This window comes from Algibacillus agarilyticus (assembly GCF_003286125.1).
In the GTDB taxonomy this organism is placed as follows: Bacteria; Pseudomonadota; Gammaproteobacteria; order Enterobacterales; family Alteromonadaceae; genus Algibacillus; species Algibacillus agarilyticus.
Genome location: NZ_QMED01000023.1, coordinates 1 through 14605, shown reverse-complemented (window position 1 = coordinate 14605; position 14605 = coordinate 1). Strand labels below are relative to the sequence as shown.

At 38.9% G+C, this 14605-nt stretch carries 8 protein-coding genes; 6 read left to right on the top strand and 2 right to left on the bottom strand.

What is annotated here, in order from left to right:
- Nucleotides 1-213: 213 nt before the first annotated feature.
- Nucleotides 214-2175, bottom strand: coding sequence for a CRTAC1 family protein (locus tag DPX34_RS15825; RefSeq protein ID WP_232824771.1), 1962 nt, complete (start codon nt 2173-2175; stop codon nt 214-216).
- 718 nt (nt 2176-2893) lie between these two features.
- On the opposite strand from DPX34_RS15825, the gene DPX34_RS15820 reads away from it, so the two are divergent.
- The 5 genes from DPX34_RS15820 (at nt 2894) to DPX34_RS15800 (ending at nt 10848) form a co-directional block, all read left to right on the top strand.
- Nucleotides 2894-5317 carry a right-handed parallel beta-helix repeat-containing protein gene (locus tag DPX34_RS15820; RefSeq protein WP_232824770.1) on the top strand — a complete coding sequence of 808 codons (2424 nt, stop codon included), beginning with the start codon at nt 2894-2896 and terminating at the stop codon, nt 5315-5317.
- 444 nt (nt 5318-5761) lie between these two features.
- The gene (locus tag DPX34_RS15815; protein ID WP_111979422.1) at nt 5762-7048 is read left to right on the top strand and encodes a GGDEF domain-containing protein; all 1287 of its coding nucleotides are present in this window, start codon (nt 5762-5764) and stop codon (nt 7046-7048) included.
- Nucleotides 7049-7342: 294 nt separating this feature from the next.
- Nucleotides 7343-7918 (top strand): YdeI/OmpD-associated family protein, encoded by a 576-nt coding sequence (locus DPX34_RS15810; protein WP_111979421.1) that lies wholly within the window; start codon nt 7343-7345, stop codon nt 7916-7918.
- Between the two features lie 330 nt (nt 7919-8248).
- On the top strand, nt 8249-9715 hold the full coding sequence (locus DPX34_RS15805) for a sulfatase-like hydrolase/transferase (protein ID WP_111979420.1): 1467 nt from the start codon (nt 8249-8251) through the stop codon (nt 9713-9715).
- A gap of 698 nt (nt 9716-10413) precedes the next feature.
- Nucleotides 10414-10848: a DUF695 domain-containing protein gene (locus DPX34_RS15800; RefSeq protein ID WP_111979419.1), complete on the top strand. Its 435-nt coding sequence runs from the start codon at nt 10414-10416 to the stop codon at nt 10846-10848.
- 127 nt (nt 10849-10975) lie between these two features.
- Here the strand turns inward: DPX34_RS15800 and DPX34_RS15795 are convergent, their stop codons facing one another.
- Nucleotides 10976-12394, bottom strand: coding sequence for a DUF1570 domain-containing protein (locus DPX34_RS15795; RefSeq protein WP_111979418.1), 1419 nt, complete (start codon nt 12392-12394; stop codon nt 10976-10978).
- 385 nt (nt 12395-12779) lie between these two features.
- Here DPX34_RS15795 and DPX34_RS15790 point away from each other — a divergent pair.
- On the top strand, nt 12780-14605 hold a 1826-nt coding region (locus DPX34_RS15790), incomplete at its 3' end, for a TonB-dependent receptor plug domain-containing protein (RefSeq protein WP_157964757.1).

Sequence of the window (14605 nt, the reverse complement as noted above, 5' to 3'; positions counted from 1 at the left end):
GTTTTACTACGTACTCCAATTAAGTGGTTTGTACGTAAATACACCTAATTTGTAGGACTCCCACTAAAATCAGACTGGCCGTTATTGAGCGCTATTAATTAAAAATGTAACATCTAAAGACGTTTTCATTTTTTAGGCGTACTCCATCTCGTTATTGATAGAGTGTGGTTAATACATTAACCACACTAAAGCCAAAGCTTGCTCAACAGTTGATTATTTAACGGTGCCAATAACAATCATTTGATTCGCTTTAATATTGTCTACGCGACTTTGAGTGCCATCACGCCACCTTACGCTAACTGAAGTTACCTGTTCAGTATTACCTAACCCAAAATGCGCTATATTCAGTAAGCTTTGTGAATGTGATGCGCTGCTAGAGCCAATTAATTTAAATTGTTGGCCGTTAGCTGTTGTTACGGTAACCGTTGCGCCGTACGGATCGGTGCCATTTTCTGAATAGCCGACTCGGGTAAGCAGGTAGTGGTTATTGTTGGTTAACGTTATATCGTTACGATATAAATGCCATTTTCCGTTATCGTCATCACCACTTAAAATATCGATTTTTCCATCGAGGTTGTAATCAAATGCGGTTCCCATGTCGCCATGAGAATCTTGGCCAATCTCGGTTGTTGCGCCGTGCTCAAGCGTGCTTTTAAAATTGCCTTTGCCATCGTTTAATAACATAACATCGGCTACACGCTCTCGTAATTCACCAAAACGATAAACGAAGAAATCGGTATAGCCGTTATTGTCAAAATCGCCGGGGGTTACACCCCAATTATTGCCTATGGTTTCTGCGGGTAATGCGCTAGCAATATTCACCAATTTACCATTGTCGTTACGCAATAATATATCGGGACTGGCTAAATCTTGTGGGGTCCAATCGGCGATGTAACCTGTTAACCCGCTAATAGACGACCGTATATCCCAAGCCAGTTTATCGGTTAGTATCCATTCTAGTCGCCATTTTCCTTCACCTAAATAACCTAAATACCAGCCTGTGTCGGTTATTTTGTCAGGAAACCCTGTGGCTTGTTGTTGTGTGACAATCATTTCGTCTTCAGGCGTTTTAACAGGCGTTTTGTGCTTGCCTAAATAAACGGGCATAGCATCCATTAGGTCGCGTATTGGCCAGTGATTAAAATGCGATAAACCGATACTGTTATCGGCGAGTAGGGTAATACCATCATGACTTTTAGAGCCTTGATCGCGTATATCTAATCGACCTTTTTCTTTATTAAAAGAAATACTGTTATTGGCAATGGTGTAGTAAAGCTTACCGGTTGCTAAGTAATAATCGAGATCGCCGTCATTATCAATATCCGCTTGGGCCACCGAAATAACGCCAGGGTAGTTATTTGAATCCGCCGCAAACATTTTATCCGTTACATTGGTAAAGCTAAAGTCACCATGGCCAATGAGTAATACCGTTTCGGCATAGCTATTAAAAGCAAAAATATCGGGGATGTTGTCATTATTAAAATCAGTGATTAATACGCGTTCTGAATCTATTTCTTCAAACTGTGGGCTGTGCACATAGGTAAAAGTACCGTCGCCATTGTTTGAGAATATGATGTTTCGGGGCACTTTTTCATCAATGACTTTCTCTGCGTTTTGCTGTAAAAAATCTAGATCACCATCATTATCTAAATCTACCCATCTCACTGCTCTGCCACGAGCTCCCATTTTAGAAATACCGGCTTCATCGGTTACATCAACAAACTGTCCATTATCATTTCTTAATAATCGTTGCGGCGATGGTTTTAAACCGTTGCCACCGCCCACCGATAATAAAATATCGTTGTCGCCGTCTAAGTCATAATCACCAGCAGATACACCATGTAAATCAACCAGTGGGTAAATATCGGGGTGTTTTGTATAGGTTGCTTCTCCATTTGATAAAAAGAGCTGAACAGGTGTTTCGTTATGATTGGTTAATAAAAAATCATAATAGCCGTCATTATTGAGGTCGGCTATTGATGGGCCGCCGTATTTCCAATGTTCGCCGGTAACTAAACCCACTTGGTTAGAAACATCAGTAAAACGAGGCGCCTGATTTAGGGCTGGGTTAATGGCTGGAACAGCTGATGTGTTGGTGGCATATTTATCCGCACAACTCATTTGGCTCATACACACGGCGCTTAGCAAGGCCGCCTGTAATAATGTAGTTTTCATATTTATATACCTAATGTAACGTTTGTTAAAACTAAAAAGGGTTTATTTATCTTGACTGACCGTGTTTTATTTTTAACCGGATACTAATATGATTAAGCCGCTGCGTTATGTCATATTGAGAAAAATAGGGAGTCAATGTTTGATAGTGATACAAGAATTACAAAGATAATACGCTAATAATATTTAATTGTTAACAATAATTAGAGTGTATACTCAAGTGACTTTCACATGCTCATTCAGAGCACTTAAGCTATTAGGAAAGCGACTGTGCAATACGTGTTTTTGGCGGTGTTGAAGATATTGCTATTGCTGTGGTGGATAGAATTAACAACCATGGTGAACCCTCTCTGGTCGACTTAATTAAGCGGTCTCATTTGCACTTGCTTTATTATTCACGACCGTCACTAAACTGAATTCACAAAAAACTATTTGCAATAAAAACGAGTCACAAACAAACTTTTCACAAAAGAAAAATTATTCACAAAATCGTATTTATAAAACGATCTGGTTAGCGCGTCCTCTGGTGTATTTTATTATTTAAGGCGTACAACATTTTACAATACATACTCAATATATAGTGATTCAACGCAGTAAACGTGATTGACTTTTGATTTAAATATAAAATAACAAGTTCATACTTAATTGTAAGTGTGGGTTGATTAGTATATTGTTTCGTCTGTTAACAAAAAATATACATAACAATATTGAGAGCTTAAACGTGAAAACCGTGAAAACACACTTTACTGTATCAGCACTATTAACCAGCTTAGTTACATTGCTACCCGTCGTGCATGCTGCCGACTATTACGTTGCCACCACAGGTGACGATACCAACAGAGGTACGATCACTTCACCCTTTTTAACTTTAACAAAAGCGGCACAAACGGCTGTGGCTGGCGATGTCGTTAATATCAGAGCTGGATCCTACAATGAGGTATTGCGCCCCAGTCATTCGGGCACCGAGTCAAATCCTATCGTCTTTCAATCATATGCCGATGAAAAAGTGGTGATCACGGCGATGGAGCCAGTTAATAATTGGCGTTTGGATACCAACAACATATACGTAGCCGATGTCGATTGGACGTTAGGCCAAGCTAATTTTGTTATGCAAGGCAACACCGCAATGGATTTGGCGCGTTGGCCCAATAACGTCGATGGTGATCCATTCACGCAAGATTCATTGCGCAATAGCGGCGGTAGTGCGAGTGATGTTGCACATGATGCCTATCTCGACTATGCGGCGGGCATTCCGAGTGGCGACTGGTCGAATGGCGGTTCACTATATTTTTACGGTGATAAACCGGGTTCAGGTTGGACAACATGGCGATCATTCATTACCAGCAACACCAGCACACGTGTCAGTTTCAGTTTAGATAAAAACCCGAGTTGGATCCGCACGTTCCATGCGCCAGCCGATAAAGGTGACTTTTTTTTACAAGGCATTAAAGAAGCGCTCGACTATCAAAACGAATGGTATTTCGATCCAAACAATAACAAATTATATGTCCAGTTACCTAATGGCGTAATGCCAGTAGATAATCAGGTGCAAATGCGGCGACGAGAAAAAACTATCGATTTATCGGCAAGAAGTTATATTCATATAAAAAACTTAGCCGTTTTTGGTGGTTCAATTGAAATCACGGGTGGTGCGTCTAACAACCATATTTATGGCGTAACCAGTTTATATGGTAACTATACGCTAGGTGTTGTATCTGGGTTTGCATCTGGCAGCCAAAGTATTAACATTCGTAGCGATTGGAACCAATCAAATACCCGAAACAACATTATAGAAAAAAGCGAAATTGGCTTTGGCTCCGGTACAGGCATATACGATTCTGGCGAAGGCACGAAGATCTTCAATTCATATATTCATGACTTTAATTACCTTGGTAATTACGACGCCATTATCAATGCGCGTGGTGGTAACAACACTAAAGTGTTAAACAATACGATCACACGTGCAGGTAGAGACGGGATACAAGGTTTTAATGATAATGCCGAATACGCGTATAACGACATTTCACGTAGCAACTTGATTGCCGATGATTGCGGGCTGTTTTACACCGTAGGTGGTCCAAGCAATAGTGAGATACATCACAACTGGTTGCACGACGCTTATTCATCGGGTAGCAAGAGTAAAGCCGCAGGTATCTATTTAGATAACGATGCACAGGCGTTTGATGTTCACCATAACGTAATTTGGAACACTGAATGGTCAAATATTCAAATCAATTGGGATGGTAGTAATCTTAATATTTATAACAATACGCTCTGGCACGGCAGTGCGACAATGGGAGCATGGCACAAAGAAGGCTCCGCTTTTTCTAATGTTAATGTATGGAATAATTTATCTGATCAAAGTTCGTGGGAACCCCAATCGGATAAACAAAATAACCTAACCATATCGACATCGCCTTTTGTCGATTACGAAAACGGTGATTTTAGGCTTAAAGCCAACACAACAGCCATTGATGCCGGTCGAGTGATTGCTGGAATAACCGACGACGTAACGGATGGCAAACCCGATGTCGGTGCGTACGAGAAAAATGGGACGAATGAAAACTGGGTTGCCGGTATTACATGGGAACAAAAATTAGGGCCAACAGGCAATGGTTGTTATGGCTTACCGGGTGAAAACTGCATCGAACCACCGACTCAATCACCAGAGGCTAATTTTGATTCTGACGTGAATATTGACGAAGATAGTGAGCTCACGATCAAGGTTACGTTATCAGATTACGCAATGAGTTACCCTGTAACCATCCCCTATACGCTTAGTAGCACGGCGGCGGCCAACGATCATGATCTTTCTGCTGGTACAATCGTGATTAACGCAGGAAAAGAAGGATCGCTCCGTATTAAAGCGACAGCCGATGATCTGATCGAAACAGACGAAACGCTCATCATTAGCATGGGAACACTGGTAAACGCGACTTTGGGTAGTCGCAATACTATTACACTCACTCTTAAAGATAAAACACCGACGCCAGAGCCAGAACCTGAGCCTGAGCCTAATACGCCAAGCGATATCGGTGGTAATGATGTTGACAGTAACAGTGGTGGCGGTAGCTTAGCGTATTGGTTTATCCTTGTGGCATTCGTTAATTTAACGCGCAGAAAACGCGCCGCTATTGTGATTTAGTGCCTCTTTATTAGATCTTCACTAATAGTGCTTCTCTAAAAATAGCAATAAACACCGATACAAACTCAAACCTAATATGCGGTTTGTATCGGTTACGGCGAGCCCTTTATGGGTTTAAATTAAGATTCTTTTAATTATCGTATTTAATCATCGTTTTTAATTATAGGGGGAGGGGAGTATAGTCGTTCGTTCTTTAAGCGTCGGGCTGATCCAAAATATTCAAAGTTGCTATTTACCGTTGTTTTATCGCTTCATTGGTTTTGCGGCTCTTAAATAAAAATATTCACTGTGATGTGAATATTTTTGTATATTAAGGGGTAATAAAATATGCGCTGGATTATGGTAAAAAAAAGACTATTTCACGATTTTGTTCCGCTTTATATCTTCACTTCCCGATAATTTGAACCATACTAATGGTTATCTATTCATAAAATCTGCAGCTGAATGAAAAATAAATTATTTGATGCGCTACCTTGGGTTGCAGTTCCTTTCACCTTATTTATGTTGGCGTTGTATCATTTTATACCGGATCAACATGTTGAATATTATCCATCAAATAATATTTTTGGCGCTTTATATTCGGGCAGTTCAACTAGTAACGCGCCTGACATTGAATGGTTAGATGACTCTCAAAATGGTTGGCGCTGTGATGCCTTAAAAGAAGAGACTGATTATCAATTTTGTGGCGTAAATTTTTTAACACGTAATAAAAAAAACGGTGAAGGCCGTAATTTGAATAACATTTCGAGTATAAAATTAAAGATATCTTATACGGGGTCGAGTGAAAAAATTAGATTTGTTATGCGAAGTTTTGACCCCGGTTATGCAACCGTTAAAGACGATAATAGTTTGCAGTATATTTATACCGAAATTAAAACGTCATCGTTAAAAAATGAGCCCATTGATGTTTACATGACTGAATTTACGGTTGCAGATTGGTGGATAGAACAATACGACCACAAGCGTACACTCGTTCAACCAAGTTTTAAAAATGTGACGTCGATCGGATTTGAGTTATCGGAAGAAGTGTTTGAAGGCCGCCACGAAATTACTATTGATGAAATCACTTTAATCGGGCCTGTTTTTGACGAGTCTAACTATTATTTGTGTATATTGTTTATTTGGATGCTTGTGCAATTTGGTTATTTATTTACTCGGCTAAGTTATGTAAAAAATGCGGTTGTGCATTATCAAGAACGAGGTAATGAGCTAATTAGTCAGAATAAAAAATTAACGAATAAAGCAGATAAATATAAAAAATTGTCGAGTAAAGACCCGTTAACGGGCATATATAATCGCCGTGGTTTTAACGACCAAGCCGACCCGTTTTTTGCAGGGCATTATGCGGGAGCGATATTACTCATTGATCTTGATTTTTTTAAAAATATAAATGATACCTTTGGGCATGACGCAGGCGACATCGTGTTAAAAACGGTCACGCAAGTTATTATTGATAATGTGCGTAAAAACGATATTGTTGGGCGCTGGGGCGGTGAAGAATTTATAGTATATGTGAGTGATAGTTTTGCCGATAGTGTGTTAACGCTTGCTGAAAAATTAAGATTGTCGATTAAAGAACTTGCGATCCCTGAGTTTCCTCAAATTAGTATTACGACTAGCATTGGTTTTGCGATTAGAATGCAGGACGAATCTTTTGACGATTGTTTTAAACGTGCCGATATCAAACTCTATAGTGCTAAAACGTCTGGGCGCGACCAAACGCAATTTTAAAAAATAGAGGAGTCGCTTTTTTTATACTCATGTTAACTTGTTATTAACGGTGGTTGGTATTCGTTAGTTTTCTATTACTTTATTCATTTACTTTTTTACCCTCTCTTTTTATTAGCTTTCTCATCATTTCTCTCGTTAAAATAGTGCATTTTTACGTTAATTAAGCGTATGGCTAATAAGTGGTAAATTTTATTGTTTTCGAACTAATGTTTTCGTATTAATATTAATTCCTTGTCAATCAACTGGATCTAAAGTTTACGGTTGATTGAAGCGTTAAAATAATAGGATTCATTAATGCCCTTAGTCGACCCATCAAAGATGATGACCTTTAAAACACCCCAAGATCTTGGTATTTGGCTTAAGGCTAATCACACACTCGAAAGTGAATTGTGGATAAAAATATACAAAAAACAAACCGGTATTCAAAGTGTCACTTGGGATGATGTTGTTGTTGAAGCACTTTGTTGGGGGTGGATAGATGGCATTAAAAAATCAATTGATGAGCAAGCTTATGCTCAACGTATTACACCCCGAAAAGCCCGTAGTAATTGGTCTAAACGTAATACAGAACATGTAGAACGTTTAATCAGTGCCGGTAGAATGATGGATGCAGGGCTTGCACATGTTACTGCTGCCAAAGCCGATGGCCGATGGCAAAAAGCGTATGTAGTGAGTGAAATAGAAGTGCCTGCCGATTTTATCGACGCACTTGAAAACGCACCAAATGCCAAACGCTTTTTTGCAACGCTCAGTAAATCAAGTCGTTACATTATTGCCAATGGGCTAATAAGCGCGAAAAAAGCAGAAACTCGACACAAACGGTTCGAAAAATATAGGCAGATGTTAGTGAATCAAGAAAAGCCCAAATAAGCTGAATTTTGGATAGTCACTTGTTTTCTAAGGGTTATGCTCTTTTATATCGATGTTGAATTAGCCAGCGAGTCATAATAAATGAATTGCTCACCATTACGTCCGCAAGTTCGCCTTGTACACAGCCAAAAGTATCTCATTTTAAATCACATAAAGATCATTCTGTCTATTCGTGCGATTTATTTCATTTGAGTCTATTTTTAGGTGAGAGTTAAAAATTAATTTATCCGTATAAAAAGACATTTATGGTGTATAATTTTGATAAACATATTATGTTTGTTGCTTTGTCTGCAGGTATAAGCACAATCTATTTTTTAATTTGGAGTCAGAATGAAAATCCATTTATTCATTAGTTTTATATTCATTTTTAGCTTATCGGCTTGCGGTGAAAACGCGGTTGCCAGTAAAGACGAAATACAAAATCAGCCTGATCGACCAAATATATTATTTATATTAACGGATGATCAAGGCTACGCTGATGTGGGTTTTAATGGTTCAACAGACTTAAAAACACCCTCACTCGATGCTTTAGCCAGCAACGGCACGGTGTTTTCTTCAGCTTATGTTGTGCATCCTTTTTGTGGGCCCAGTCGTGCGGGGTTAATGACTGGCCGGTATCCACATAAATTTGGCTCTCAATTTAACTTACCTTCGGTGAAAGATTCTGGCGGTTTAGGTTTACCGACAGATGAAAGTTATATTAGTGAGGTATTACAAGATGCAGGTTATTACACGGGCATAATCGGCAAGTGGCACTTAGGTGAAATGCCAGAACATCACCCTAATCAACGCGGGTTTGATGAGTTTTATGGTTTTTTATTTGGCGGTCATAGTTATTTTCCTGAGCAATATCAAAAAAAATATAAAGACGCTAAAGTACGTGGTTTAGATTACGCGATTTGGCAGTATTTAGCGCCCATGCAACATAACGGTAAAGAAGTAAAAGAAACTGAATATGTAACTGATGCGCTGTCACGTGAAGCATCAACGTTTATTACCCAAGCGAGCCAAAAAAACGAGCCTTTCTTTTTATTTTTATCGTATAACGCGCCCCATACACCACTCGAAGCCAAAGAAGACGATATGGCGTTATTTCCGCATATTAAAGATGAAAAGCGCAAAACTTATGCCGGTATGGTTTATGCAGTTGATCGAGGTATAAACGACATCGTTAAAACGCTTAAAAAAACCGGCCAATATGACAATACATTAATTGTATTTATGAGTGATAACGGTGATCGTACCGATCAAGGTGCAAGTAATTACCCGTTAAAAGAAGGTAAAAACAGTGTGCAAGAAGGTGGTTATCGCACGCCTATGTTTATGCACTGGCCTGTGGGTATCAAAGCGGGTGGTTTATACAAACATCCTGTTTCGGCTTTAGATTTATTTCCTACTTTTGCGAATCTAGCCGGTGCAACAATAGCACCTAATAAGCAATTAGATGGTAAAGATATTTTAACAGCCGTTAAAACAGGTGTAAGTGCGCGAGCAGGTGAACCGTTATATGTAATGGTTCATCGAGGTGATCATACCAATGTTGCCGCTAGGCAAGATAATTTAAAAGTGATTAGAACTCGTAACGAGCCTTGGCGTTTATATGATGTAGAGCTGGATCCGGCTGAAGATAATGATCTAAGTCATTTACATCCTGATTTAGTTAGAGAGATGGTGAGTAAAATGTCGGTTTGGAGCTGGTCGCACACTCAACCCGATTGGTTTTATAATCATGAACATGCTGCACAATGGCGTGTTAATGGCATGCCGCGTTTTGACGAAACATTTAAGTTAAAATAGCGTAAACAACCACTATCGATATTCATTTACGATATCTGTTTTCGATAGTGGTTTGATTTGTGATATTAGTGTGAGATTAGGATTTAAGCGGTGCACGCAATGTCTCTGAGTAATCTTAATAATGAATAGGCAACGGTAATTAACAGTCAAAGCTGGTTAACGAACCCCGAATTTGGTTAACTTAGCCGTTCACACATTCACTTTTTGTAACAAAACACGCTTCAAAATACGCAATCACTTAGCTTGCCGTTTATTAGTTTGTTAAACTACGCCATCTTGTTTTATCCTCTTTTAATCAAATGATTTTAGTATTTACTTATTAGGTATATACCTAAATGTAATTTTATATAGGGTGGTTAAATAACCTTAACTCTAGAAAATAATCCATTTCTGATGGCTTTTTCGACCTGATTCTGCGTTAAGTTTCTGTAAAATATCTGAATATTTTATTTATAGTCAAAGCGATCGGGTTTTAGGGGCAGGTTTCTAGTTCCAGACGAAACCGAAGTACTTACATCCATGTAAGCAAAGCAGTCAAGCTTCGAGACCCCATGAGCATATGCTCTACTATGTGATTGGGGCGAGTAAGCGCTGACAATGAACCATAAAACCTGAGCGAGAAGACTATACACTGTACATCTTAACCAGAGTTAGTTTTAAGAGTCATATTAAAAAAATTTATAAAAAGGAAAATATTTATGTCGGCATCGACAACTGACAGTCTTTATTTTACGGCGCATGGCGAGCAAGATGAATACCCCGTTATTTTTACCAGTATGAAAAAAGCGCCCATTGGACTAAAAGAATCGGATTATCCACATTTAGTTAATATCAACTGGCCATTCTCACTTGAGAATAATGGTATGCCCGATCAAGAGACCAAAGCGGCACAAATCGCATTCGAAAAAGCGATTGCTGCCATGGGCGAAACAACTACTTGTCATCTCATGTTAGTGATCACGGGCAATGGCCGTAAAGAATGGTTTTGGTATGTATTTAGTGTCGATCTTTGGATGGGGCAGTTAAACGAATGTTTGGCTGGCCAGGAAGCATACCCTATTGAAATTACCATTAGCAAAGAGCCAGATTGGGCAACGTATTATGATTTTTTAGCCGACGTTCAGGGGATATAACCTCTCGATAACTGATTAAATTAGCCGTTAGATGCTTTTCTTTGGTTATCAAATTTTTAGGCAAATCTGGTTCACTTAATAATGGTAATGGGTATTCGCGTAAATTTGATCATGTGTTTTGTATTGTTCACTTATTTTTTTTACTTTGCGCAAAAGCGTTGTTGGTAATATGAATTGCGTTGTTAATAAACCGCTCAAATTCTTCTTGTAAATTTTCTGGTGGGCCAAAGGCTTTAACAAATTGCTTTAAACGGATCTCTTTACCAAATTTAGCCCGCTCATAAAGAGCCGAACGTGATTTAGCAATAATTGCTAAATAGTCTTTAAGTTGATCGGGATAATGCGTATATAAAAACCGAATTAACATTGATCCTAAGGCATAAATATCGTTTTGATTTTGGCGGTTGTCAAACGATTCATCATCGCCATCAAAGGTTACTAATTGCTTTAACGTGATGAGTGAGTTGTTTTGTAATGGCTTTTGTAACGGAAAAACACGTCTAAAAGCGAAGTTTTGTGTGTGTGGACCAAATGGCATTTTAATATTATTAAATTCAAAACAGGCGGCTAATCCTTCTGTAAACCAACGCGGATAAACCACGTGTAACGATTGCAAGCCGGTTTCGATCATCACTTGATGTGTGACTTCATGTGCGACGGTTTGTGGATTAGCTCGTTTGTTTTTTCGTTTATGATGACCGTGTACAAAAATGGCTTTAGCTTTAGGGCTGTATATGCCGCCAGAGTTGTTAGCAGCATAACTATCTCGGGTGATTTCTTTAATATAAGATTGATAATCTTTTTTAGACGGTAAATAGACTGCCGTCATTTTATGATCAATCGGTTTGTTTCTGAGCCCTAATGCCACTAAAAAACTAATATTATTTTGATAGGTTTTTTCTATTAACCTAGCCATGTTTTGTTTAACAAATTTAAGCTGTTCAGGTGGGTGTATAATGCTCCAGTGTTTGGTTTCATAAATCGCGAAAGGGGTTTCAAAATGGCTTTGTATTTTGCTTAAGGTGTTTTTAGCATGTTGGGTGGTGGGCATAACCGGATCGACAAATTGTGCAACAAACTCATCACTGTGATGACGTAAATAGAGTTTATATTTGCGTATTAAACGAGCTTTGGCAGCTTGTTTATCAACTTGACTGGTTAATTGCTCATCTAGTTGCGTGATATCTGTCAAGATAGGCATCAGCTGCTTAGCATGTTGACCATACCTTTGCTCATATAGGGCTAATAATTCAATAAATACCTGGTGAGCTGCCAACGGTTTAACGGCTAATTTTAGATTAAGCGCATAGTTATCTGTTACCGTCATGCGAGTATCGTGCGTTGATGCAAATAAATCTTTACTGAGCTGATAGCTTTGTTTGGCAAAAGGCAGTGCTTCCGCGTATTTTTGTTGGCTGATTAAGGTAGTGTGCGTGGCATAAGCTTTATTAAATTGTTCTATTTTTTCAACAGCCATTGTAGGCAATAAAAAATGGGTCAAAATGATGGTTAGATTAAATAGCGTTCTGATGGCTGTTTTGGTCACTTAATTAAAGTCCTGTTGGGGGGGATTGCGTTTTCAATTCAAGTTTGTATTAAAACACCATTTAAATTGGTATTACAGATTAATGAGTAGTTGGTTTTTTATGTCACGTTAATCATAAAAAAGTAATATACCTTATTTTCACATTGATTGTTAATTTGAATTTTTGGTATTACCAATGTTGGGCGTGACATGCTTGTTCGGCTTTTTATTTAGCCATTTATTCAGTTGTTTTATTAGGAAAGCCATTCACTTAAAAGCACGTAAAGATTGAAATAAACAGACATTGCGTTATAGTTAGTCTTGCACTAAACCAACCCTGATAGATGATTTAGCTTATTGTTCAGGCCAATTTTCTTAACTATTTCATTAACTGTTTAGGCCTTCAATGATGAAAATGTTATGCACCTCTTTTTCTATTTTATATTCTTTATCATTTAGCGCGGTAAGTGTTGAATATATTGGCTCTGATAATGACTTATTAGATAGCTTTTATGGCAGTGAAGAAATGGTTGAAATTGCGACCGGTGTTAAAACACAAATTTACAAAGCCCCCGCGGTGACTAATGTGTTTACCGCTGAGCAAATAAAAAAAATGGGCGCGACGGATATCGATGATGTGCTCGAGACCGTGCCCGGTTTACATATCCAACGCGATCCAATTCTTCATTTACCGCTTTATATTTTTAGAGGGATCTATTCGAGTGCAAATTCTCAAGCCTTAATGTTGATCAATGGTGTACCGATCACGAATAACTTTATTGGAAATAGAAATAACAGTTGGGGCGGAATGCCGGTTGAAGCTATCGCGCGTATTGAAATTATGCGTGGGCCCGGTTCTGCATTATTTGGTGCCGATGCGTTTGCTGGGGTGATTAATATCATTACTAAAAATGCAGATGATATTAAACAAAATGGGGCTGCGATAAGAGTAGGGCGTTTTAATACACAAGATGCTTGGTTTAACCTAGCGGGTAATAAAGGTGAACTTAACTATGCCACCACGGTTGAGTATCACAAAACAGATGGCTCAAATGAATTAATAGAAGCTGACTTGCAAACCGCTAATGATGCGGCACATGGCACTAATGCCTCTCTTGCGCCGGGGCATTTAAGCAAAAGTATTGAAAAATACGATGTTAGAACCGAAATTAATTACCACAATTTTACGTTGCGATCGGGTTTACAATACATTGCGAGCCAAGGTATTGGTGCTGGTGTTGTGAGTGCGCTTGACCCTGACTCACTTAACACTAATTATATTTGGAACTTAGATTTAAATTATAATAGCCAGTTAACGTCTGATTTTAAATTAAGTACTCAAGCTACTTATTTGAGAACCAGCCAAGAAGTTAAAAATCAATATACGCTTTTTCCGCCTGGTTATGCGGGGGTTTATACCGAGGGTTTAATTGGCAACCCGCAAGTGTGGGAGAAACACGCGCGATTTAACACATCAGGCTTGTATACGGGGTGGTCAAACCATTCTGTTCTCGTTGGATTAGGGTATCATAATGCCAACATGTACCGAGTAGAAGAAACCAAAAACTTTGGAATTGACCCCGCAACCGACCAGCCAATTGCACCCGGTAGCCCGATAGTTGATGTAACGGATACGCCCTATGTGTTTATTCCTGAGCAGTCGCGTCAAAATCATTATGTGTTTTTACAAGATATTTGGAATATCGCTAACGATTGGCAATTAACCGCCGGTTTACGCCACGACAACTATTCAGATTTTGGCAGCACAACCAACCCAAGGCTGGCGTTAGTCTGGTCGACATCTTTAAATTTATCGACAAAATTATTATATGGGCAGGCCTTTAGAGCGCCTTCGTTTGTTGATATGAGTGCAATCAATAATCCAGCTAATATTGGCAACCCTAACATTCAACCTGAAGAATTAGAAAACCTCGAGCTAGTTTTTGATTATCATCCAGCGCAAGACTTTGGTCTGGTTTGGAATATTTATAAATACACATGGGACGATATAATACAATTAGTTCCACAAGCGGGTGAAAGCTTTTCTTTAGCCTCCAATAATGGCATTCAAACCGCCTACGGTACGGAGTTTGAGCTAAATTGGCAAATAACACCGGCTTTGGCCTTACGGGCCAATGCTGCTTTTACACAAGCTGAAAATAGTAAAACGAAAGACGACGTGCCATTAATTGCAGCAAAGCAATACTTTGTGCAACTTGATTGGCAACCCAT